The following is a 23,577-nucleotide window of genomic DNA, read 5'->3' as shown; positions in this document are numbered from 1 at the left end:
TCTTGTTATTTTATTAATATTAACCTAAATAAGGTTTAAGAATTTTGCTTCTAGAAGAATGTTTTAACCTTTTTAAAGCTATACTTTCGATTTGTCTAACTCTTTCTCTAGTTAAATCGCAAGATTGTCCAACTTCTTCTAAAGTCATAGGAGGGGATCCATTAAGTCCAAAATGTAAAATAATAACACGTCTTTCTCTTTCGCTAAGAGTAGCTAATATTCTTTTTATATCTTTACGTAGAGATTCCTTTTCTAAATGTTCATCTGGACGAGGTGATTCATCTGATCTTACTAAATCATATAAATTTGAATCTTCTCCTTCTATTAACGGAGCATCCATAGAAACATGTCTTCCTGAATTTTTTATGGAATCTTCTACATCTTTTTCATTCATATCTAAATATTCTGCAATTTCTCTAGAAGATGGAGTTCTTTGCAGTTCTTGTTCTAGTTGAGCAAGAGTTTTTAATATTTTATTTAATAAAGCTAACTTATTTGTAGGTTGACGAATTGAACGAGATTGTTCAGCTATTGCTTGTAAAATAGCTTGTCTTATCCACCAAACAACATAGGAAATACATTTAAATCCTCTTGTCTCATCAAAACGTAGTATTCCTTTTATCAATCCTAAATTTCCTTCATTAATTAAATCGCACAAACTTAATCCTTGATTTTGATATTGTTTAGCTACAGAAACTACAAAACGTAAATTTGCATTTACTAACTTATCTATAGCAGAAGCATCGCCTTCTCTTGCTCTCCTAGCATATTCTACTTCTTCTTCTGGAGTTAATAATGGAATTTTTCCTATTTCATGAAGATATTTGTCTAATGATTCAGATTCACGATTTGTTACTTGTTTCGTTATTTTTAGTTGTCTCATATTTTTTTTATTTTTTATTCATTTTTTTTCTTAGGACGAGGTAGAAGAACTTTTCTAGATAATTTCATTTTTTTGTTTTTTTCATCTATTCCCATAAATTTGACATTAATAATATCTCCTATATGTAATTCTTCTTCTATGTTATTTATTCTTTTCCATCCTATTTCCGAAATATGAAGCAACCCTTCTACTCCTTTTGCTATTTCAACAAATGCTCCAAAATCTTTTATAGATTTTACTTTAGCTTTATAAACTTTTCCTAATTCTGGAACAAAAGTGATTTGTTTAATTCTATCAACAGCTTTTTCTATTTTTTCATAATCTTTTCCTATAATTTCAATATAACCGAAATCTTCTTTTTCTTCTATTAGAATATTAGTGTCTGTATACGATTGTATTTCCTGAATAACTTTTCCACCTGTTCCTATAACAGAACCTATAAAATCTTTAGGAATATTAAACGTATATATTTTTGGAGCATTAGGCTTCATTCTATCTCTATATTTAGGAAGAGTATTTAGCATTTCTTTTAAGATAAATAGACGGCCTTCTTTAGATTGAATCAGAATTTCATTTAGTATTTCATACGTTAATCCATGTATTTTTTTTACATCCATCTGACATGCTGTAATGCCTAATTTTGTTCCTGTAATTTTAAAATCAAGATCTCCAAAATAATCTTCTTCCCCCATTATATCAGATATAATAACTTTTTTATTTACTTCTGTAAACATTCCCATCGCTATTCCAGAAACAGGATGATTTATTGGAATTCCTGCATCCATTAATGCTAAACTTGCAGCGCAAACAGTAGCCATAGAAGAAGATCCATTAGATTCCAAAATATCGGATACTACACGTATTGTATATGGATTATTAGGAATAACATTTTTTAATGCACGTTGTGCTAGATTACCATGGCCAACTTCACGTCTAGATACCCCTCTTATTGGACGTATTTCTCCTGTAGAAAAAGGTGGAAAATTGTAATGAAGGTAAAATTTTTCATGGTTTTCCATAATCACATTATCAATTCTATTAGCATCTAAGGAAGACCCTAAAGTTACTGTGCTTAATGATTGGGTTTCTCCTCTTGAAAATAAAGCAGAACCATGTACACCTGGTAGGTAATCTACTTGAGAATAAATTGGACGTATTTGTTTGTTATTTCTTGCATCTAATCTAATTCCTTCTTTTAAGATTAAGTTTCTAATAATATTTTTTCTTATATCTTCATAAGATTTATCAATAAATAATTCATTTTTTTCAATAAATTCTTCTTTTTTTTCTTTAAAAAAAGAATTTTTGAAATCATTTAATATGGTTTTTTCTTGATTAGATCTATTTTTTTTATCTAAAAAACTTTTGTATAACTTATAAAGTTTTTCATATGAAAAAGAAAAAATTTCTTTTCTTATAGATTCATTATCTATATCTATATTTGTTTCTAATAATTTTTCATTTTTATTATAAAAACGATTAGGTAATTTTTTTATTAATCGAATTTGAGCTTCTATTTGAGGTTTAATTGCTTTATGAGCTTCAATCAAAGCTTCCATAAATTCATTTTCATTTACTTCTTTCATTTCTCCTTCTATCATAAGAATAGAGTTCATATTTCCTCCTATTATTAAATCAATATCTGATTCTTTTAATTGATCTAAACTTGGATTAATTATAAATTTTCCTCCTAATCGTATAATACGTATTTCTGATATTGGACCATTAAATGGAATTCCAGCTACAGATAAAGCTGTAGATGCTGCTAATCCAGCTAATCCATCTGGTAAAACAGTTTTATCATATGATAATAAAGATATCATTATTTGTATTTCCTTATTGAAAAATTCTGGAAAAGTCGGTCTTAAAACTCTATCTACCAATCTCATTGTTAAAATTTCCTCATCAGAGGGTCTTCCTTCTCTTTTTATAAAACCTCCAGGTATCTTTCCACCAGCTGAATATTTTTCTCTGTAATCTACTGTTAGTGGTAAAAAATCAAATTTTTTTTCTTTCCTTATTATGTCTTTGGAAACTACCACAGTTGCTAATAAAATAGTATCTCCTGATCTAACTATAGCAGATCCATCTGCTTGTTTTGCTAACTTTCCTGTTTCTATAATAATAGTTCTACTATCATTAAGATATATGGTTTCTTTTATTACTATATCTGGCATATTACTTTTCTTGAATTGGATTAATAGAATAAATTTTATTTTCTTAATCCTAAATTTTTTATGAGATTTTTGTAGCTATTTATATTACGTTTTTCAATATATTTTAACATTTTTTTCCTTTTTCCGACTAGTTTTACTAATGCTCTTTCAGTGTTAAAATCTTTTTTATTATCTTTTAGGTGTTTGCTTAGGTAATTAATACGATAAGTAAATAAAGCTACTTGTGATTCAGAAGATCCTGTATTATAAATAGAACCTCCATGTGTTTTAAATATTTCTTTTTTTTTCTCTGCAGTCATATTGCTAAAATAAGTAAAATTAAAAATATTTTTTTAAATTATTGTATTTATTTCATTATCATCATTCATTTTAAGAAGAGAGTTTACATATCTTCTATCATTAGAAAGTCTAGGTATTTTGTTTTGTCCTCCTAATTTTTTTTGATATTTCATCCAATCATAAAATAATCCATTTCTAACTACTTTTATAATAGGAGTACGAAGGATCATATCTTTATAACGTTTAATTTCATAATCTGAATTTAAAGACTTTAATTCTTCATCTAATATATTTCTAAAATCAAAAAAATTTTTTGGATATTTTTTGAATTCTATAAGCCATTCATGGGCTCCAGATTTATCTTCATTTATATACACAGGTCCTGCAGTATATTCATGAACAATTGAATTTGTTTTCAAACATGCTTTATTTATAGCTTTTTCTGCATTTTCAACGATTAACTCTTCTCCAAATGAATTAATATAATGGGTAGTTCTTCCGGAAATAGAAATCCTATATGGAGATATATTTGTAAATTTTATTGTATCTCCAACAATATATCTCCATAATCCAGCATTTGTAGAAATTACTAACGCATAGTTCTTATACAGTTCTACATTTTCAATAGAAATAATTTTTGGGTTAGTTTTATTTATTTCTTCTAAAGGAATAAATTCATAAAAAATTCCATGATTTAATAAAAGTAGAAGATCTCTAGTGTTTTTTTTATCCTGAATGGCAAAAAAACCTTCTGATGCGCTATATACATCATAATAGTTAATTTTATTATCAAATATTTCATTATATTGAGGAATGTAAGGAATATAACTAACTCCTCCATGAAATATTACTTCTATATTTGGCCATATTTCATTTATTTTTTTTTTAGAAAATAACTTTAATATTTTTTTAAAAAAAATCAATAACCAAGAACAAACACCAAATATAACTCTAACATCTTTAAAAACAGTTTCTTTAATTATACTTTCTATTTTTTTTTCCCATTCATCTATTAAAACTATTTTTTTTTTAGGAATACAAATATTATTTGCCCAAAATGGCATATTTTTTATCAAAATAGAGGATAAATCTCCATAAAAAGTTCCATGTTTTTTACATAATTCATGACTTCCTCCTAAACGGACAGTTTTACCTAAAAAAATATTTGTTTCAGGATGGTTATGAATATAAATGGATAACATATCTTTTGCAGCTTTGTAATGACATTTATCCATGGATAGATCTGTTACAGGAATATATTTACTTCTAGTATCTGTAGTTCCAGAAGATTTTGCAAACCATTTAACTTTTCCAGGCCATAATATATTTTTATCCCCTCTTCGTATTCTTTTAATTTTTGATTTTAAATTGGAGTAAGTACATATTGGAACTATTTTTGAAAATTGTTTATATTTTTTTATGTCATTGAATCTATATTTTTTACCAAATTCTGTATTTTTAGCATGCGAAATTAATTGATTGATTAATAACTTATTTTGTGTTTCTATAGGATTACGCATGAATAATTCTATATTTTTAATTCTTCTTTTTATAAAAAAAGATGTTAAATAAGCAGATAAATGTTTTATCATTGATGAAAAAAATTTTGGTTACTTTTTTCTTGATAAATAAATAGTAGCAATACCAAAAGTTAATTTTTGGATATTAATAATATTAAATTTATGATATTTTAAAAAATCATTTATTTTATTCTTCTGATAAAACAATTTAATAGACTTCTCTAAATAATCATAAGCAAAATTACTTCCTGATACAAAATTCCCAATTTTATTGATAATAAAATGAGAATATATATAGTATATCCTTTTCAAGAAAAAATTTTCAGGAATGGAAAATTCCAGTATTTCCAATATACCTGATGGTTTAAGGATTCTATGTATTTCTTTCATAGAAGAATTGATATATTGAAAATTTCTTATTCCAAAAGCAATAGTTACTATGTCAAATCTTTCATTCTCAAATGGAATATTTTGAGAATAACCTTGAATTATTTTAATTTTTAATAAGTTATTTTTTATTTTTTCCCTAGCAATTTTTAACATTTCTTCAGACGGGTCTAATCCTATAATTGTGCTATCAGTAAATTTATTTGCTAATAAAATTGCTAAATCTCCAGTTCCTGTAGCTAGATCTAGTATGTTTTTCTCTTTTTTCTTATTATATTTTTTTGTATATTCATTTAACAAACATACTGCTTTTTTCCTCCATAAAGAATCTATTCCAAATGAAAGAATTTGATTAATTATATCATATTTTTTGGAAATATGATTAAACATATTTATTATTTTCTTTTCTTTTTTTAACAAAAATTCGTTATTATTATTCATAATCTTAATATATTTATTTGTTTAGAAATTTTAATTTAAAATTTCAAATTATGATTAGAAAAAAAAAGAATGATTTGCTCAATCATTACAGGAACAGGACATTATTTACCAAATAAAATTATAAAAAATGATCATTTTTTGAAATATGAGTTTTATGATAAAAGAGGTAAAATTGATCAATCTAATGAAGAAATTATTAAAAAATTTCAAGATATTACGGAAATAAAAGAAAGAAGGTATATAGATAGAGGATTATTAAATTCTGATATAGCTACTATTGCTGCAAAAAAAGCTTTATACAATTCAAAAATATATAAGGAAAAAATAGATTATATTATATCTGCCCATAATTATGGAGATATACACCCTTTATCTTTTCAGTCAAATATTATGCCTTCTATATCGGCTAGAGTAAAAAATAAATTGAAAATAAAAAATAGAAGATGTAAACCATATGATATGATTTTTGGATGTCCAGGTTGGATAGAAGGGATGATTTTAGCAGATCAACTATTACGATCTAAATATGCTAAAAATATATTAATCACAAGTTCAGAAACTTTATCAAAGGTTATAGACCCACATGATAGAAATGCAATGATTTTCTCAGATGGAGCCGGTGCTGTTGTATTATCAGCAATTGATATAAAAAATGAAAAAAATGGAATTATTTATCATGATTCTCAATGTGATAATAACGAAGAGTTTAATTATCTTACTAATGGTCCTTCTTTAAATCCTAATTATAAAAAATCTTTAATTAATATTAGAATGAATGGAAGAAGAATTTATGAATACGCGCTGACAAAGGTTCCAAACATGTTAAAAAACATACTTGATAAAGCTGGTATACATTTGAATGATATAAAAAAAATTATCATACATCAGGCAAACGCAAAAATGGATTATGCAATTATAAAGAGATTGCTAAGATTATATAATTATTCTTCTTTAAATAAGGAATTTATATCTAAAATAATGCCAATGACTATTCAAAAATTTGGTAATTCTTCTGTAGCTACGGTTCCAACCTTACTAGATTTAATTCTTAAAGGAAAAATGTCTCCGCATAAAATAAATCCTGGAGATACTATATTAATGGCGTCTTTAGGGGCTGGAATGAATGTAAATGGAATGATTTACCGTTTTCCTAAAAAAATAATTAAATAAATATATATGAAAAATAAAATTCATCCAGAAAATTATAGACCTGTTGTTTTTAAAGATATTAACAACGATAAAATTTTGATTTGTAGATCAACAGTAAAAACAAAAGATACAATTAAAATAGATGGACATAAGTATCCGTTATATAAAATGGAAATATCTAGTTATTCACACCCTTTTTTTACTGGAGAAAAAAGATTTTTAGGAAAAACTGGTCCAGCAGAAAAATTTAAGAGAAAATATGAAAAATATAAAAAATTATAGGATAGATATCATAATATGATATGAATTTTATACTATATGATGGAATAGAATGGAGGAATTTATTTCCTTTAACTTTTACTAGACCTGTATCAGAAATACGATTAGGTTTCTTTACAATAAAAGAAAGATGGGAGAAATATATAGGAAAAAAAATTGATGATGTTATAACACAACCATTTTTATCAAAAAAATATTCGTCTTATCAAAAAAAAATTTTTAAAGATGTATTTTTTATAAATTCTTCATATCTTCCAAACGAAGAATTTGTAAGTTTAATTCTTTCTTTAGAAAGAAATGAAGCTATTTCTTTTCATGGAGAAATAATAGCTTTTAGGAAAAAAGAATTTTATTTTTCTTATGAAAAGAAAATATCTAATGAGATAGAATATCAAAAAATTTACGAAGTAAAAAAAATTATTCATATAAAAAATACATGGGATATATTTATACATAATAAGATTGTATTAGAAAATGATTTTCTATTTTATACAAAAAATAGAAAATCCTATCCTTTATTAGGAAATAATAATATCCTACTTTATAAAGAAAGAATATTTTTAGAAGAAAAATTAGAAACTCATAATGTTGTATTAAACGCTAAATATGGTCCTATATATATTGATAAAGGAGTAACACTTATGGAAGGAACTATCATAAGAGGACCTGCTTGTATTGGAAAAAGATCTACATTGAATATAGGATGTAAGATATATGGCGGAACTACAATTGGTCCTTTTTGCAAGATAAATGGAGAAATAGAAAATACTGTAATTTTTTCTTATTCTAACAAATCTCATGATGGTTTTTTAGGAAATTCAGTTTTGGGAGAATGGTGTAATTTAGGTGCTGGGACTAATGTATCAAATTTAAGAAATGATTACTCTAAAGTGACAGTTTGGAACTATGAAATAAAAGACTTTGTATTAACTAATATTCAATTTTTTGGAATGATAATGGGGGACCATTCTAAATCAGCAATAAATACTCAGTTTAATACAGCTACTATCGTAGGTGTCGGAGCTAGTATATTTGGTTTTGGATTTCCTCCTAGACATATTCCTTCTTTTTCTTTAGGAGGAATACAGAATAATGATAGAAAAATTCCTTTTCATAGAGTATGTAAAACAGCTCATATTGTTATGAACAGGAGAAATATTCATTTTTCTGTTTTAGAAAAGAATATTTTAAAATATTTGTATCAAGAAAATTTAGAATTTTAGATAAAAAATTTTTATATGCTGAAACATAATTTGGGTTATCCTCGTATAGGAATAAAAAGAGAATTAAAAAATTCTTGCGAGGCTTATTGGAATAATAAAAATGATTTAAATAACTTATTTGAAATTGGAAGAAAGATAAAAAAAGAAAACTGGGAAGTTCAGAATAAAGCTGGTTTAGATTTAATTCCATGTAATGATTTTAGTTTTTATGATCATGTTTTAGATATGGCTTTATTATTAGGTGTAATTCCAGAAGAATATATGTCTATTCATCATAATAATCCTATGGATTTATATTTTTCTATGGCTAGAGGATTTCAAAAAGATGAATGGGATATAAGAGCTATGGAAATGACAAAATGGTTTAATACTAATTATCATTACATAGTTCCAGAATTTGATAAAACTCAAAAGTTTTTCATTTTTTCAAATAAAATTTTTGAAGAAGTAAATGAAGCAAAAAAAATAATAAAGTTTACAAAAAAAATTAAACCTGTATTAATAGGTCCTGTATCTTTTCTTTTCTTAGGAAAAGAAAAGCAAAGATCTTTCCACAAAATGGATTTGATTGAAAAATTAGTCCCTATTTATATACAAATAATTCATAAACTTCAAAATGAAGGAGTCAATTGGATTCAATTAGATGAACCAATTTTAGGATTAGATCTATCTGATAGAGAAAAAGAAACTTTTAAATATGCTTATAAAGAAATAGGGAATAAAATTTCTTCGGAAATTTTATTAACCTCTTATTTTGACGGAATTTCAGAAAATATATCCCTTCTTAAAAATATTTCTATAAAAGCTTTGCATATTGATTTAGTAGAAGATTCAAGACAACTTCATAAAATACTTCCTTTTTTAAAGGAATCGAATATAAATCTATCTTTAGGAATTGTTAATGGAAGAAATGTATGGATAAATAATTATGCTAATTCAATTAAAAAAATAAAAAAATCTATAGATTTTTTAGGAGAAGATCGTATAATGATAGCTCCAAATTGTTCATTGATTCATGTTCCAATAGATATTGAATCAGAAAATTTAATTCATAAAGATATAAAAAATAGGATGGCTTTTGCTAAACAAAAAATTTATGAATTAATTGATTTAGAAAAAATTATAAAAGGAGATAAAAATATATTATTAGAAAATAAGAATATAATAGAAAAATATAAAAATGAATTTAATGAAAAAGTAAAAAAAATAGAAATAAGTAATGAAAATTTTAATAGAAAAAATACTTTTGAAATAAGACAAAAAAAGCAAAAAGAAAAATTAAATCTTCCTATTTTTCCAACTACAACTATAGGTTCATTTCCTCAAACAAAAGAAATTAGAAGTATACGTAATAAATTTCGAAAAAAAATAATTAGTAAAGAAAAGTATACAAAAAAAATCAAAGAATTCATTGTAGATGTTATTGAGAAACAAGAAAAAATAAATATTGATGTTTTAGTTCATGGAGAATTTGAAAGAACTGATATGGTAGAATATTTTTCAGAGAAACTTCAAGGTATATTGTCAACAGAAAATGGTTGGGTTCAAAGTTATGGAAGTAGATGCGTTAAACCTCCTATTATTTATGGAAATGTTAATAGAATGGATGATATGACTATTGATTGGATATGTTTTGCTCAATCAAGAACAACTAAATTAGTAAAAGGAATGTTAACTGGCCCTGTTACTATTTTGCAATGGTCTTTCGTAAGAGATGATCAACCTATTTATGATACGGCATATCAAATTGCTTGGGCTATTAGAGAAGAAGTTCTATCTCTAGAAAAAAATGGAATCAAAATTATTCAGATAGATGAACCAGCAATAAGAGAAGGATTACCTCTTAAGAAAAAGAATTGGAAATTTTATTTTGATTGGGCTATAAAAGCTTTCCGTATGTCTTCCAGTGGAGTAAAAGATGAAACACAAATACATACGCATATGTGTTACAGTGAGTTTAATGATATATTCGAACATATTGCAGACATGGACGCTGATGTTATTACAATGGAAACTTCCAGATCTAAAATGGAATTATTGAAAGCTTTTTCAGATTTTTCTTATCCAAATGAAATAGGACCTGGAGTATATGATATTCATTCTCCAAGAATTCCTTCTGTAGAAGAGATATACGATTTAATAGAAAAAGCTTCTAAAAAACTACCAATTAAAAATATATGGATCAATCCTGATTGTGGATTGAAAACTAGAAAATGGGAAGAAGTATTAAAATCACTTAAAAATATGACAGAAGCTGCAAAAATAGCTAGAATAAAATTAGTTAATCAACTATCTTAAAATATAAAAAGTTTTTATATAAAATGAATTTTTTATTTTTGCAAGAAAAATAAATGATTTTACAGAAAAGAGAAGAAATAATAAAAGAAAAGTTTGAACTCCTAAATGATTGGGAAGAAAAATATGAGTATTTGATTGACTTAGGAAAAAAATTACCAAAAAAATCAAAAGAATTTAAAACTGAAGATAAATTAATTAATGGATGTCAATCTAAAGTTTGGTTAGAAGCTAAATTAAAAAAAGATTTTCGTGTTTCTTTTGATGCAGATAGTGATGCTTTATTGCCTAGAGGAATGGTAGCACTTGTTATTGGTTTATATTCAAATCTTTTTCCTTTTGAAATTATTTCCTCAAATACAAATTTGATTTCTCAAATAGGACTTCAAACTTTTTTGTCACCTATTAGAGCTAATGGAATATTACTTTTTATAAAAAAAATAAAATTTTATGCCATAGCTTTCAATATAAAAATTTCTGTCGGTTTAAATGGTAAAACTAAAAAAAATACATAGAATGTATCAAACCTTTAACCCTGTTAATAATAGGATTTTAAAAACCTATTCTTTTTTATCTGAAAAAGAAATCAATAAAAAGTTATCTATAGCTGATAATGCATATAATAAATGGAAAAATTATTCTTTTGAATATAGAATTAAATGCTTGATCCAATTATCTCATACTCTTTATAAAACAATAGATATTTTATCTTATTATATCACTCAAGAAATGGGGAAACCTATAACTCAATCTCGTTTAGAAATAAAGAAGAGCATAAGTTTATGTAAATATTATTATAATATAGATATATCTATATTTTTAAAAAATATATCTACTTCATATAAAAAATCATATGTTATTTATGAACCCATAGGGGCTATATTAGGAATTACACCTTGGAATTATCCTATATGGCAACCTATAAGGTCTGCTATTCCTAATTTATTATTAGGAAATGTTATTCTTATTAAACCTGCTATAAATACAACTGAATGTTCTATTTTTTTAGAAAAAATATTTTTAGAATCTGGATTTCCAAAAGGTGTTTTTCAAATTTTATTGGTCGATAACAATAAAATAGAACATATTATTAAAAATGATATTATACAAGGAATTACTTTTACAGGTAGTTATTATACTGGAAAAATAATAGGAAGTTTATCAGGAAAATATATAAAAAAATCAATTTTGGAATTAGGAGGAAATGATTCATTTATTGTAATGAGAGATGTAGATGAAAAAATAGAAAAAATAGCAAAATTAGCTACAAAATCTAGATTAAATAATACTGGTCAGGCATGTATTTCAGCAAAAAGATTTATTGTAGACGAATCAATTATAGATGATTTTATACACATAGTAATAAAAGAAATGAAAAAATACTGCAAAGGTAATTTATATGATGATTCTACGAAAATAGGTTATCTTTCTAGAAGTGATTTATCTGAAAAATTAAATCAACAATATTTTGATATTATATCAAATGGAGGGGAAGTATGTTTAGAAATTGAAAGAGAAGATAATTTTTTTTCTCCATCCTTATTGAAAATAAAACATGATAATTTATTAGTGAATAAAGAAGAAATATTTGGACCGATAGGTTTAATAATTTCTTTTTCTAAAGAGGAAGAAATTCCTTTTATTGTTAATAATACAATATATGGGTTAGGTTCTTCTATTTGGACTAAAGATTTAGAAAAAGCAGAAAAACTATCTAAAAAAATAGAAACTGGAATGATATTTATTAATGAAATAGTAAAATCTGATCCACGTTTTCCTTTTGGAGGAATAAAAAAATCTGGATATGGAAGGGAATTATCAGATTTATCTATCATGGAGTTGTCCAATTGTAAAGTTATAGTAATGAATGAATTATAAAATTTTACGCATTCTTGCAATTGGTATATGCATTTGATCTCTATATTTAGCTACTGTTCTTCTAGCTACTAAATAACCTTTTTTTTCTAAAATTTTAGATAATCTTTCGTCAGTTAATGGATTTTTTTTATTTTCTTTATTTATTGATTCTTCTAGAAGTTTTTTTATTTCTATAGAAGAAATTTCTTCTCCATCTTTGTTAATCATTTTTTCAGAAAAAAAACTTTTAACTAAAAAAGTTCCATATGGAGTATTTACGTATTTACTATTTGCAACACGTGAAACTGTAGAAATTCCTAATCCAATATTTTGAGAAATATTTTTTAAAATCATAGGTTTTATCTTATATAGATCTCCAGTTAAAAAATATTCTTTTTGATAATTCATAATAGCAGTCATTGTTAACATTAATGTATTTTGACGTTGTTTTATAGCATCTACAAACCATTTTGCAGAATCTATTTTCTGTTTTATAAACATGATAGTATTATCATTTTTTGCAAATTTTTTATGAAAATTTAACATTTTTAAATAAGAAGAAGACACTTTAAGTTCTGGTGTATTTATTTGATTTAAAGATAATTCTAACTTTCCATCGATTATAGAAATTGTAAAATCTGGAATAATTTGATCCAAACTTTTAGTATTTTCAGAATAAACTCTTCCTGGTTTTGGATTTAGTTTTTCTATTTTAGAAATAACTTTTCGTAAATATTTTTTTGTAACCTGTAATTTTTTTTGCAATTTTTGGTAATGTTTTTTAACAAAATCATCAAAGTAATCTATCACAATTTTTTTTGCAAAAAAAATTTCTTTACTTTTTTCTTCCTTTTTCAATTGAATAAGTAAACATTCTTGCAAGTTTCTAGATCCAACACCTATTGGATCTAACTTTTGAACATAATTTTTGATAATTCTCTCTATTTCTTCTTCTTTTACTGAAATGCCAAGTATTAAAAGTATATCATCTGATATAGATGTAATTTTCCTTCTTATGTAACCATTATCATCTATATTTCCCAATATGAAATCTGCTATTAATAAATCTTTTTCATTTAAAAATCGAAATGTGTGTAATTGACTTTTTAAATAATCTTGGAAAGATATTCCAGAAATAATTGGCGAAATATATAATAGATCTTCGTTATAATAATTTGTATTATTATCAATATTATAACGACTAAAATCTAAAATTTCATCATCATTTAAATATTCATCTATTTCAGAAATATCAATCTTGTTTTGATCTTCTTCTGCTCCTTCTGAATCATCAATTCCATTTTTTTCTTCTAAATATTCTTCTAATTCTGATAAAGGTTCTTCTTCTTCCAAAGCTGGATTTTCTTCTAATTCTTGTTTAACCCTTTGTTCAAAATCTAGGGTAGATAATTGAACTAATTTCAATAATTTAATTTGTTGTGGAGAAAGTTTATGCTGTGCTTTTTGCAATAATTTTTGTTTTAACATATTTATTTTAAAATTCTGCATGATTTGGAGTTCTTGGAAAAGGAATAACATCACGAATATTATGCATTCCTGTAATGAATTGAACTAAACGATCAAAACCTAAACCAAATCCACTATGAGGAACAGTACCAAAAATACGTGTTTCTAGATACCACCATAATTTTTTTTCATCTATTTTTGCTTCTTTTATTCGTTCTAATAGTATTTCATAGCGTTCTTCTCTTTCGGATCCTCCAACAATCTCTCCTATTCCAGGAAATAAAATATCCATTGCTTTTACAGTTTTTCTATCTTCATTTATTCTCATATAAAAAGCTTTAATATGAGAAGGGTAATCAAATACTATTACTGGAGTTTTAAAATAATTATCTACTAAATATTGCTCATGTTCTGATTGTAAATCCATTCCCCATATAATTGGATGAGAAAATTTTATATTTCTTTTTTTCTCTTCATTACTAAGAATAGTTATAACTTTTGTATAACTGATTCTTTTGAATGGATATTTCAATATAGTTTTTAATTTATCTATAAGATAGATTTTTTTATTACAATTACTCCATGAATGTTCATTCAAAAATAATAAATCTTCTATACTATTTTTAAGAATATATTTTATAATAGATTTTAAAAAATCTTCGGCAAGATCCATATTTTCTTTCAATCTATAAAAAGCTATTTCTGGTTCTATCATCCAAAATTCAGATAAATGACGTGAAGTATTTGAATTTTCTGCACGAAATACAGGACCAAAAGTGTAAACTTTTCCTAATCCCATACATGCAGTTTCTGCTTCTAATTGTCCAGATACACTAAGATAAGTTTTACATTTAAAAAAATCTTTTGTGTCATCTACTTTATTTACTAAAGTGGTAACTTGAAACATTTTTCCACTACCTTCACAATTTGAAGTAGTAATAATTGGAGTATGTAAATAGAAAAATCCATGATCTTGAAAATATTTATGTATAGAAAAAGATAGATGATTACGAACTCTCATGACACAGCTAAAAATAGTTGTACGAAAACGTAAATGAGCTTGTTCTCTTAGTTTTTCTAAACTATGTTTTTTAGGCTGTAAAATGGATTTTTGAATATCTTTTGAATTTGTAACCCCATATATAGTAATATCTGAAGATTTTAGCTCTATTAATTGTTTTTTTCCAATGCTTTTTGTAATGATACCTATTGCTTTAATTGAAGTTCCAATAGTTATTTTTTCTAAAATTGTTTTATCAAAATTTTTTGATAAAACAATTTGTAAATTATTAATTGTCGATCCATCATTTAAAATAATAAAAATAGAATAACGAAAAGAACGAATCCATCCTTCAACTAAAACTTTTTTATTCAAAAAAAAATCCCATTTATTTAATAACTCTTTAATAGAATATTTTTTTATCATTTTATATTTTCAATATTTCTATTTCCTTATTTTTGAGGAAATTATCTACTTCTTTTATATATTCAATGGTTATTTTTTGTATGCGAATTTCTCCAGATTTTAATAAATCTTCAGATATTTTTAATTTTTTTATATTTTGATTACTTTTTTTTCTTATATTCCTTATAAGTACTTTTGCATGTTCTATTTGCATTTTTACTTTTTTTATTAAGTTTTTTCTTTCTTCTTCTGTAATAATAGGAAGATTTATATGGATACTATCTCCTTTATTAGTAGGCATAAATCCTAAATTTGCATCTATAATAGCTTTGTCTATGTTGGAAATAATAGAACGATCCCATGGTTGAATACTTATATTCATATTATCTATTATCGTAATATTAGCTATTTCCATCATAGGTAAAAATGTACCATAACATTTTATATTCATTTTGCTTAAAAAAGATGCTGTGAATTTACTTCCTAATCTTAGATAATGAACATCTTCTTTTAATTTTTCTATAATTTTTTTCATATCTTTCCTGCAAGAAAAAAAAATATTATTTAATTCATCCATTATTTTTATCTTTGTTTTTTAAAGACTAACGTTCCTATTTCTTCTCCGGAAATTACTTTTTTAAAATTTCCTTTCTTATTTATATCAAAAATAATAATAGGAAGATTATTTTCATTTCCTAAAATAAAAGCAGTTTGATCCATGACTTTTATTCCCATTTTATATACCATATCAAAAGATATATTTTTAAATTTTTTAGCATATTTATCTTTTTCAGGATCATTGGTATAGATTCCATCAACTCTTGTTCCTTTTAATAAAACATCCGCTTTTATTTCTATAGCACGTAAAACAGCAGCTGTATCTGTAGTAAAGTATGGATTCCCTAATCCAGCAACAAATATCACTACTCTTCCTTTTTCAAGATGATGTATTGCTCTATCTTTTCTAAATGGTTCTGCTATTTGATCCATTCTAATAGCAGTTTGAAGATATGTGCATATTCCTATATTTTCTAAATAAGCTTGAAAAGCTATACCGTTGATAACGGTAGCTAACATTCCCATATAGTCACCTTCTATTCGATTTATTTTTTTATCTTCTCCTATTTTAGAAAATCCTCTAAATATATTTCCTCCTCCAATAACTATAGCAACTTGGCCCCCCATATCTACTACTTTTTTCACTTCTTCAGCATATTGTTGAAGACGAGTAGAATGAAGTCCAAATCCATTTTTTCCCATAAGAGCTTCTCCACTTAATTTCAATAATGATCTTTTATACTTCATGAAAAAGATATTTATTCAAAAATAAATTTTTTCTAAATTTTTTCAGATAAAGTATATGATATTATGGAAAAATTCCTAGTTTCTCATAAGAATCTACTATTTTATTAATAGCAAGTACAAATGCAGCTGTTCGCATATTTTTTATTTTTGATGATATTTTTAGATCACGGATTTTATGAAATCCACTAATCATTGTATCTTCTAATCCACTACGAACTAAATCGATTTCTCTTGGACCTCTTAAAATAATTTTTTTATCTACCGGATTAATTGTTTTTTTGCAAACAGTTTCAATAATTTGTAATAATTCATAATTCATATTTTCACTAAATCGTTTTTCCATTCGTCCATGACGAACATGACTTAAATTTTTTAACCATTCGAAATAAGAAACTGTTACCCCACCAGCATTTAGATAAATATCTGGAATTATAATAACTCCTTTTTTTTCTAAAATTTCATCTGCTTCAGGAGTTATAGGCCCATTAGCAGCTTCTCCAATAATTTTTGCTTTAATTTTTTCTGCATTTTTTTTATTTATTACATTTTCTAATGCTGCAGGTATTAAAATATCACATTCTAATTCTAGAGCTTTTTCAGTATTTTCAATATTTATTGCTTCAGGAAAATTTAATATAGATCCAGTATTTTTTAAATGTAAAATAACCTTTGACACATTCAATCCTTTTTTATTATAGATAGCTCCTTCTCTTTCCGCTAAAGCTACAATTATAGCTCCTGCATTATGAAAAAAACTAGCAGCATAATATCCTACATTACCTAGCCCTTGTATTATAATTTTTTTTCCTATTAATCCTATATCCAGACCTACAGATAACATATCCTCTTTCATTTTACATAATTCTCTAATTCCATAAAATACTCCTAATCCTGTTGCTTCTTTTCTTCCTCTTACTCCTCCTTGAGAAACAGGTTTTCCCGTAACACAAGCTAAAGCATCAACATCTTCGGGTCTAATAGATAAAAAAGTATCAAAAATCCAACTCATCTCTCTTTCTCCAGTACCATAATCTGGGGCAGGAACATCTATTCCTGGACCTATAAAGTTTTTTTTAATCAATTCTGAAGTATAACGACGAGTTATTTTTTCTATCGCTTCTGTAGATATAGTTTGTGGATCTATTTTTATACCTCCTTTTGCCCCTCCAAAAGGTACATCTACTATAGCACATTTATAAGTCATCAAAGCAGCTAATGTCATTACTTCATCTTGATTTACTTTTATACTGTATCGTATTCCACCTTTACAAGGAAGTTTATGATGTGAATGTTGAACTCTGTAAGCTTCAATTACTTTTATTTCTTTTCCTAATTTTACCGGAAAATGCATTCTATATACAGCGTTACAAGCTTTTATCTGTTCTAATAACCCCTTTTCTATAGAAAGAAATTTTGCAGCCTTATCAAAATTTCTTTCTATAGAATTAAAAAAACTATTTTTCTCAGATTTTATTCGGTTTTTTTTTAACATATAAAAGAAATATAAAGAGTATTTTTTTTATTTACTCAATAATGTTATGTTGCTATAATAAATATTCTCTGAATACAAATCTACAATATTTTATGTGTAAAAAAGGAGAAATACTTTTTTTTACATTATTTAAAATAAAATATTGATTATTTTGTTCGGTATTATGATAAGTTTTTTTAATGTTTTTTTTTTCAATAAAGATTTTATTTTAGGATGGTTTAAAATGAAATTTTTTATTTCTTCGATAGAAACGTTTTGATCAAATGATTCTGTGAATTTTAGTTTGTTATTAAACATGATTGGATATGTTCTTCTTTTTATAAGATATTCTGGATTAACAATTGGAATTTTAGAAAATATAATAGATTTTTTTTTCCCTAATTTTTTCCATATTTCTTCTGCTATATGAGGGGCAAATGGAGCTATTAATTTCACTATAGGTTCTAATATTTTTTTTTTATTACATTTTATTGCTGTTAATTCATTAACAGTAATCATAAACGTGCTAATAATTGTGTTTAAAGAAAAATTTTTCATTTTATTATGAATAGTATCTATAGTATGATGTAAAATATTATATTCTTTTAATGAAGGTATAGTTTCGTTAATATAAAAAACTCCGTTTTTATGAAATAAATTCCAAAATTTGTTCAAAAAATTTTTTATTCCATTGATTTTTTTATCATCCCAATATTTAGATTGTGTAATAGGTCCTAGAAAAATTTCATAAAGTCTAAATGTATCTGATCCATACTTTTTGCATATTTCGTCTGGATTAACCACATTATATTTAGATTTTGACATTTTTTCTAACTTTCTGTTACAAATAAAAATTCCATTTTCTAAGTGGAAAATTGCTTTTCTAAATAAAGGATAAAATTCCTTAAATTTATTAATGTCTAATTCACTATTTTTTTTTATTAAGAAAGTGTCAATATACATTTCTTGATATGAAAAAGATTGAAATATTTTTTTATGCCTTAATCCATAAGATATGAAAATGTTTTTGTTCACAATTTTTAATACTTTAGTTGAGTAATTTAGTATCATTCCTTGATTTAATACCCTTTTGAAAGGTTCTTCTGTTTTAACCCATCCTCTATCTTTTAAGAACTTATGCCAAAATCTTGAATAAATTAAATGTCCAGTTGCATGTTCAGAACCTCCAATATATAAATCAACATTTTCCCAATAATTTTCTTTTTTTTTAGATAGAAAATATTCTTTATTATGAGGATCCATATATCTAAGATAATACCAGCTAGAACCTGCCCAACTAGGCATAGTATTGATCTCAATTGGAAATATGTTTTTATAATTGATAAAATTATTTGACACTATTTTCATATTTTTTTCATCCCAAGCCCATTTATTTGCTCTAAATAAGGGAGATTTTCCATTCTTAGGATGAAAATTTCTTATTTTAGGAAGAACTATAGGTAATTTTTCAATTGGTATTACATAAGGAATTTTTTTCTTGAAATAAATAGGGATTGGTTCTCCCCAATATCTTTGTCTAGAAAAAATTGCATCACGTATTTTATACGTTATTATTTTATCTCCTAGTTTATTTTGAATTAATTTTTCAATAATTTTTTTATTTGCATCTTTTTCATTTAATCCATTTAAAAATTCAGAATTAATAAATATTTTATTTTTAAAGGAAAAAATTGTAATAAAATTTAATTCAAATTTTTCTGCAAATTCTTTACTTTTCTTATCTTGACAAGGTATTCCTATAACTGATTTCATTTGATTATCTAAAGGGAAAAAATCACTGATAAAAATGGGAATTTTTTTTTTAGAAATAAAAGGATGAAAAACATAGTTACCTGTAAATACTCCAGAAATAATATCTTTGTTTTTATTAAATTTTTTAAGAAATTCTAAAACTTTTGTTTTGTGGGAATGAGTGGCTATTTTCATTGAAAACGGATGTTCTGGAGATAAAATGACAAAAGTCATCCCAAAAATTGATTCTGGTGAATGGATAAATGATTTTATATTTCTTATCCTATTACTAGTAGTAAATACTATTTTTAAAGAGATATAAGCTCCTGTTAATTTCTCTATCCAATTAAATTGTAAATTTTTCAAAGAATTTGGAAAATTTACATGGTTTAAACCTTTTAAAAGTCTTTCTGCATAAGCAGAAATTCTTAAATGCCATTGCATCATCTTTTTTTTATATACTGGGAACCCTCCTCTTTGACTTCTTCCATTTTTTATTTCATCGTTAGCTAAAACAGTTCCTAAAGATGGACACCAATTAACTATAGTTTTACTTAAGTAAGCTAATCTATATTCTAATAAAACAGATTCTTTTTTTGAAGTACTAAATTTGTTCCAAATTTTAGAATTAAATTTTTTTTCAAATGAAGTACTTGCATTTATATAACGATTTCCATTTTTTTGGAATTCATTAATTAATGTATCTATAGGTTTTGATTTTTCTTCATTTTTATCATACCAAGAGTTATAAATTTGAATAAACATCCATTGAGTCCATCGATAATAGTTTGGATCACTAGTATATATTTTTCTACTCCAATCAAAAGAAATCCCAAGATTATTGATTTGATCTTTATATTTGATCATATTTTTACAGGTAGTTTCAAAAGGATGTTTACCTGTTTGTATAGCATATTGTTCTGCTGGTAATCCAAAAGAATCGAATCCTATAGGATTTAGGATATTAAATCCTTTAGATCTTTTATATCTTGCATAAATATCTGATATTATATACCCTAAACAATGTCCTACATGTAGTCCTGCTCCTGATGGATACGGAAACATATTTAAAATATAATATTTTGTTTTTTTTGTTTCTTTAGTTTTAAATACATTATTTTTTTTCCAATATTTTTTCCAATACTTTTCTATTTCTTGAAAGTTATATTCCATTTTTTTTCTATTTCTTGAAAGTTATATTCCATTTTTTTTAAATTTTGCAAAAAAATCACAATGATTTTATTCCGTAATTTTAATTACTACAAATGAGAAAAAATTAAGTAAAAATTTCTCTAAAAAAAAATAAAATGTTTAATGATCATCAATATTATTTGATAAATAACAAAGAGTTTTTAAATAAACAAACTATTAGTGAATTAATCAATATAATACAAAATAATCCAGATGATATTATTAGAATATTTAACTTATTGAAGTTAAATAAAGTTATTTCTGTTTTTAAAGTATTAGATTTTCCTACAAAAAAAAGAATTATAGAAGAATTATCTATTAAAAAAAAAATGGGACTATTAAATAATCTTCCAGTAGAAGATCGTATTTCTTTTTTTCAAAAAATTCCAGAAGATTCTTTAAAGGATTTGATTAAATATTTAAATACAGAAGAAAAACAAAGGACATTAGTATCTTTAGGATATCCTAAAAATAGTGTAGGACGTTTAATGGTTCCATATTATCTTGCAATTCAAAAAAATTGGATCATACAAGATTTATTAGATTATATTAGAAAAGAGGTAAAAAATAGTGATGTTATAGAAATTGTCTATATAATAGATAAAAATGGAAAATTAATAGATGATATAAAAATACGAGATATTTTACTTGTGAATCCAAAAACTAAAGTCTCTGATTTAATGGATGGAAAATATACTGCTGCTTTAAATATTTCTGATACTGAAGAAGTAGCTACTAAACTATTTTCTTTAAACAACAGAGTTTCACTTCCTGTTATAGATGATCAAAATTTCTTATTGGGAATAGTGACTATGAATGATATCCTATGGGGGTTAAATGAGAATTACAAAGAAGATGTTCAAAAAATAGAAGGAATGGAAGTTTTAAATCAATCTTATCTTAATGTTCCTTTATATAAATTAATTAAGAAAAGAGCCGGTTGGTTAATTTTGTTATTTATTGGAGAAATGTTTACAACCACAGTAATGCAAAATTTTTCAGGAGCTCTAGAAAAAGCTATAGTTCTTACTTTATTTATTCCTTTAGTTGTTTCAAGTGGAGGAAATAGTGGTTCTCAGGCAGCAAGTTTAATTATTCAAGCAATGGCTTTAGGAGAAGTGAAAATAAAAGATTGGTGGACTGTTATGCGAAGAGAAATTATTTGTGGTTTTTTTTTAGGAAGCATTTTAGGAATGACTGGGTTTATACGTATTATAGCTTGGCATAATATTAATTTATATGATTATGGGCCACATTGGATATTAGTAGGATTAACAGTGTTTTTATCCTTGATAGGAGTAGTTCTATGGGGGACATTTAGTGGTTCTATGTTACCATTTATAATTAAAAAATTTAGAGGAGATCCAGCTAGTTCTTCTGCTCCTTTTGTAGCTACATTAGTAGATGTTATTGGGTTAATTATATATTTTTCTGTTTCTTATATGTTGTTACATGGAACATTATTATAATCATGGAATTGATCTCTACACATAGAAAGTACTATTTTAAAATCTTTAGGAATAGGAATAGAAAAATGAAAAATTCCATTTTTTGGATGTATGAAAGAAATAGAAACAGCATGTAATGCTTGTCTTTGTAATATATTTAAACAAACATTAAAAAAATCTATATTTTTTTTAGATAATTTTCTCTTGAAAAAAATTTTATTACCTCCATATACTGAATCATTAAATAATGGATGTCCTATATATTTAAAATGAGTTCTTATTTGATGTGTTCTTCCTGTTTCTAATTTACAAGATATATACGTTATATATTTGAATCTTTCTAATACTTTATAATGAGTTATAGATAATTTTCCTTTATTTATATTACAATTTTTATTGTTATATATAGTCATTCTTTTTCTGTTATTTGGATCTCTACCTATAAATCCACTTATAACCCCTTTTTCTAGATTTAGATTTCCCCATATTAAAGCTATATATTTTCTTTTAATAGTTTTTTTATGAAATTGTTCTGATAAATATTTTTGTGAAGATTCATTTTTTGCTAAAACTAATAAACCTGATGTATATTTATCTAATCTATGAATTAAACCACATCTATATAGATTAATTTTCAATTTTTTTTTTTTAAGTAATATTTAATTCCATTAATCAAGGTACCTTGATTATTGCCATAAGCAGGATGTACTACTATTCCCGCAGGTTTATTAATTATAATAAGATCTTCATCTTCATAAACAATATTTAGATCCATTTTTTCTTCTAAAATATTTTTATATTCTAGATTAATAATATGATTACGTAATGGTTCTATTTCTATTTCTAGTTCAATAGAATCTAGAGGTTTTACTTTATGATTTTTTCTATTTATAACTTTTTTGTTTACTAGTATTTTTCCTGAATTGAAAACTTTTTGTATTTGATTTCTACTAATATTTTGTATTTCTTTCACCAAGAATTTATCAATACGTATTTCTCTTTCATTTTTATCGACTACTATTTTTATTTTTTTATTCTTCATTTTTTC

20 protein-coding genes are annotated in these 23,577 nt (G+C 24.9%); 7 read left to right on the top strand and 13 right to left on the bottom strand.

Annotation, left to right across the window (positions count from 1 at the left end; genetic code table 11):
- Positions 1-19: 19 nt before the first annotated feature.
- Genes H0H48_RS02645 through ubiE form a run of 5 tightly spaced genes read right to left on the bottom strand, consistent with a single transcriptional unit; the run spans position 20 to position 5,687 of the window.
- Entirely contained in the window at positions 20-883 is an 864-nt protein-coding gene (locus H0H48_RS02645; protein WP_185871017.1) for a sigma-70 family RNA polymerase sigma factor, read from the bottom strand.
- Between the two features lie 14 nt (positions 884-897).
- Positions 898-3,060 carry a polyribonucleotide nucleotidyltransferase gene (pnp, locus tag H0H48_RS02640; protein WP_185871016.1) on the bottom strand — a complete coding sequence of 721 codons (2,163 nt, stop codon included), beginning with the start codon at positions 3,058-3,060 and terminating at the stop codon, positions 898-900.
- Positions 3,061-3,095: 35 nt separating this feature from the next.
- Complete coding sequence (gene rpsO / locus H0H48_RS02635) at positions 3,096-3,359, bottom strand: 30S ribosomal protein S15 (RefSeq protein WP_185871015.1); 264 nt, start codon at positions 3,357-3,359, stop codon at positions 3,096-3,098.
- 33 nt (positions 3,360-3,392) lie between these two features.
- Positions 3,393-4,931: a GH3 auxin-responsive promoter family protein gene (locus H0H48_RS02630; protein ID WP_185871014.1), complete on the bottom strand. Its 1,539-nt coding sequence runs from the start codon at positions 4,929-4,931 to the stop codon at positions 3,393-3,395.
- An 18-nt stretch (positions 4,932-4,949) separates the two neighbouring features.
- The gene (gene ubiE, locus H0H48_RS02625; protein WP_185871013.1) at positions 4,950-5,687 is read right to left on the bottom strand and encodes a bifunctional demethylmenaquinone methyltransferase/2-methoxy-6-polyprenyl-1,4-benzoquinol methylase UbiE; all 738 of its coding nucleotides are present in this window, start codon (positions 5,685-5,687) and stop codon (positions 4,950-4,952) included.
- Between the two features lie 69 nt (positions 5,688-5,756).
- Between ubiE and H0H48_RS02620 the strand changes: the two genes are divergently transcribed.
- Genes H0H48_RS02620 through H0H48_RS02595 form a run of 6 tightly spaced genes read left to right on the top strand, consistent with a single transcriptional unit; the run spans position 5,757 to position 12,511 of the window.
- Positions 5,757-6,857, top strand: a complete 1,101-nt coding sequence (locus H0H48_RS02620; protein ID WP_185871012.1) for a 3-oxoacyl-ACP synthase III family protein — start codon at positions 5,757-5,759, stop codon at positions 6,855-6,857.
- A 6-nt stretch (positions 6,858-6,863) separates the two neighbouring features.
- Positions 6,864-7,118 carry a type B 50S ribosomal protein L31 gene (locus H0H48_RS02615; protein WP_185850300.1) on the top strand — a complete coding sequence of 85 codons (255 nt, stop codon included), beginning with the start codon at positions 6,864-6,866 and terminating at the stop codon, positions 7,116-7,118.
- A gap of 20 nt (positions 7,119-7,138) precedes the next feature.
- Positions 7,139-8,338, top strand: a complete 1,200-nt coding sequence (locus H0H48_RS02610) for a putative sugar nucleotidyl transferase (RefSeq protein ID WP_185871011.1) — start codon at positions 7,139-7,141, stop codon at positions 8,336-8,338.
- A 15-nt stretch (positions 8,339-8,353) separates the two neighbouring features.
- Positions 8,354-10,636, top strand: a complete 2,283-nt coding sequence (gene metE / locus H0H48_RS02605) for a 5-methyltetrahydropteroyltriglutamate--homocysteine S-methyltransferase (protein ID WP_185871010.1) — start codon at positions 8,354-8,356, stop codon at positions 10,634-10,636.
- A 53-nt stretch (positions 10,637-10,689) separates the two neighbouring features.
- Positions 10,690-11,148 carry a SufE family protein gene (locus H0H48_RS02600; protein ID WP_185871009.1) on the top strand — a complete coding sequence of 153 codons (459 nt, stop codon included), beginning with the start codon at positions 10,690-10,692 and terminating at the stop codon, positions 11,146-11,148.
- A complete protein-coding gene (locus H0H48_RS02595; protein WP_238785313.1) occupies positions 11,123-12,511 on the top strand; it encodes an aldehyde dehydrogenase family protein in 1,389 nt (462 codons plus the stop codon). Before H0H48_RS02600 ends, H0H48_RS02595 begins: the two co-directional genes overlap by 26 nt.
- On the opposite strand, the gene rpoN is transcribed toward H0H48_RS02595, so the two are convergent.
- From rpoN to H0H48_RS02565, 6 genes are all read right to left on the bottom strand, one after another.
- Positions 12,506-13,978 carry an RNA polymerase factor sigma-54 gene (rpoN, locus tag H0H48_RS02590; protein WP_185871008.1) on the bottom strand — a complete coding sequence of 491 codons (1,473 nt, stop codon included), beginning with the start codon at positions 13,976-13,978 and terminating at the stop codon, positions 12,506-12,508. The genes H0H48_RS02595 and rpoN overlap by 6 nt on opposite strands.
- A gap of 7 nt (positions 13,979-13,985) precedes the next feature.
- Positions 13,986-15,383, bottom strand: coding sequence for an asparagine--tRNA ligase (asnS, locus tag H0H48_RS02585; RefSeq protein ID WP_185871007.1), 1,398 nt, complete (start codon positions 15,381-15,383; stop codon positions 13,986-13,988).
- 1 nt (position 15,384) lies between these two features.
- Complete coding sequence (gene frr, locus H0H48_RS02580) at positions 15,385-15,939, bottom strand: ribosome recycling factor (RefSeq protein ID WP_185871006.1); 555 nt, start codon at positions 15,937-15,939, stop codon at positions 15,385-15,387.
- Positions 15,940-15,944: 5 nt separating this feature from the next.
- The gene (gene pyrH / locus H0H48_RS02575; protein WP_185871005.1) at positions 15,945-16,667 is read right to left on the bottom strand and encodes a UMP kinase; all 723 of its coding nucleotides are present in this window, start codon (positions 16,665-16,667) and stop codon (positions 15,945-15,947) included.
- A gap of 61 nt (positions 16,668-16,728) precedes the next feature.
- Entirely contained in the window at positions 16,729-18,159 is a 1,431-nt protein-coding gene (locus H0H48_RS02570; protein WP_185871004.1) for a Glu/Leu/Phe/Val family dehydrogenase, read from the bottom strand.
- Between the two features lie 129 nt (positions 18,160-18,288).
- The gene (locus tag H0H48_RS02565) at positions 18,289-21,063 is read right to left on the bottom strand and encodes a class I tRNA ligase family protein (RefSeq protein ID WP_185871003.1); all 2,775 of its coding nucleotides are present in this window, start codon (positions 21,061-21,063) and stop codon (positions 18,289-18,291) included.
- A 134-nt stretch (positions 21,064-21,197) separates the two neighbouring features.
- Between H0H48_RS02565 and mgtE the strand changes: the two genes are divergently transcribed.
- Positions 21,198-22,550 (top strand): magnesium transporter, encoded by a 1,353-nt coding sequence (gene mgtE / locus H0H48_RS02560; RefSeq protein WP_185871002.1) that lies wholly within the window; start codon positions 21,198-21,200, stop codon positions 22,548-22,550.
- Here mgtE and H0H48_RS03110 read toward each other — a convergent pair.
- Together H0H48_RS03110 and H0H48_RS03105 are read right to left on the bottom strand one after the other, a co-directional pair.
- Positions 22,520-23,167 carry an RluA family pseudouridine synthase gene (locus H0H48_RS03110; RefSeq protein WP_238785311.1) on the bottom strand — a complete coding sequence of 216 codons (648 nt, stop codon included), beginning with the start codon at positions 23,165-23,167 and terminating at the stop codon, positions 22,520-22,522. The two genes, mgtE and H0H48_RS03110, sit on opposite strands and share 31 nt — an antisense overlap.
- Positions 23,164-23,571: a S4 domain-containing protein gene (locus tag H0H48_RS03105; RefSeq protein WP_238785309.1), complete on the bottom strand. Its 408-nt coding sequence runs from the start codon at positions 23,569-23,571 to the stop codon at positions 23,164-23,166. The genes H0H48_RS03110 and H0H48_RS03105 overlap by 4 nt, the downstream gene beginning before the upstream one ends.
- Positions 23,572-23,577: the final 6 nt, after the last annotated feature.

Source organism: Blattabacterium cuenoti, from assembly GCF_014252055.1.
GTDB lineage: Bacteria > Bacteroidota > Bacteroidia > Flavobacteriales > Blattabacteriaceae > Blattabacterium > Blattabacterium cuenoti_D.
Note: the sequence above shows the minus strand (reverse complement) of the source record. Positions and strands in the feature narration are given on the sequence as shown.

Excerpts from the sequence above, each read along its gene's own strand:
- H0H48_RS02645 (WP_185871017.1), bottom strand. The coding sequence starts at position 883 with ATGAGACAACTAAAAATAACGAAACAAGTAACAAATCGTGAATCTGAA.
- pnp (WP_185871016.1), bottom strand. The coding sequence starts at position 3,060 with ATGCCAGATATAGTAATAAAAGAAACCATATATCTTAATGATAGTAGA.
- rpsO (WP_185871015.1), bottom strand. The coding sequence starts at position 3,359 with ATGACTGCAGAGAAAAAAAAAGAAATATTTAAAACACATGGAGGTTCT.
- H0H48_RS02630 (WP_185871014.1), bottom strand. The coding sequence starts at position 4,931 with ATGATAAAACATTTATCTGCTTATTTAACATCTTTTTTTATAAAAAGA.
- ubiE (WP_185871013.1), bottom strand. The coding sequence starts at position 5,687 with ATGAATAATAATAACGAATTTTTGTTAAAAAAAGAAAAGAAAATAATA.
- H0H48_RS02620 (WP_185871012.1), top strand. The coding sequence starts at position 5,757 with ATGATTTGCTCAATCATTACAGGAACAGGACATTATTTACCAAATAAA.
- H0H48_RS02615 (WP_185850300.1), top strand. The coding sequence starts at position 6,864 with ATGAAAAATAAAATTCATCCAGAAAATTATAGACCTGTTGTTTTTAAA.
- H0H48_RS02610 (WP_185871011.1), top strand. The coding sequence starts at position 7,139 with ATGAATTTTATACTATATGATGGAATAGAATGGAGGAATTTATTTCCT.
- metE (WP_185871010.1), top strand. The coding sequence starts at position 8,354 with ATGCTGAAACATAATTTGGGTTATCCTCGTATAGGAATAAAAAGAGAA.
- H0H48_RS02600 (WP_185871009.1), top strand. The coding sequence starts at position 10,690 with ATGATTTTACAGAAAAGAGAAGAAATAATAAAAGAAAAGTTTGAACTC.
- H0H48_RS02595 (WP_238785313.1), top strand. The coding sequence starts at position 11,123 with ATGGTAAAACTAAAAAAAATACATAGAATGTATCAAACCTTTAACCCT.
- rpoN (WP_185871008.1), bottom strand. The coding sequence starts at position 13,978 with ATGTTAAAACAAAAATTATTGCAAAAAGCACAGCATAAACTTTCTCCA.
- asnS (WP_185871007.1), bottom strand. The coding sequence starts at position 15,383 with ATGATAAAAAAATATTCTATTAAAGAGTTATTAAATAAATGGGATTTT.
- frr (WP_185871006.1), bottom strand. The coding sequence starts at position 15,939 with ATGGATGAATTAAATAATATTTTTTTTTCTTGCAGGAAAGATATGAAA.
- pyrH (WP_185871005.1), bottom strand. The coding sequence starts at position 16,667 with ATGAAGTATAAAAGATCATTATTGAAATTAAGTGGAGAAGCTCTTATG.
- H0H48_RS02570 (WP_185871004.1), bottom strand. The coding sequence starts at position 18,159 with ATGTTAAAAAAAAACCGAATAAAATCTGAGAAAAATAGTTTTTTTAAT.
- H0H48_RS02565 (WP_185871003.1), bottom strand. The coding sequence starts at position 21,063 with ATGGAATATAACTTTCAAGAAATAGAAAAGTATTGGAAAAAATATTGG.
- mgtE (WP_185871002.1), top strand. The coding sequence starts at position 21,198 with ATGTTTAATGATCATCAATATTATTTGATAAATAACAAAGAGTTTTTA.
- H0H48_RS03105 (WP_238785309.1), bottom strand. The coding sequence starts at position 23,571 with ATGAAGAATAAAAAAATAAAAATAGTAGTCGATAAAAATGAAAGAGAA.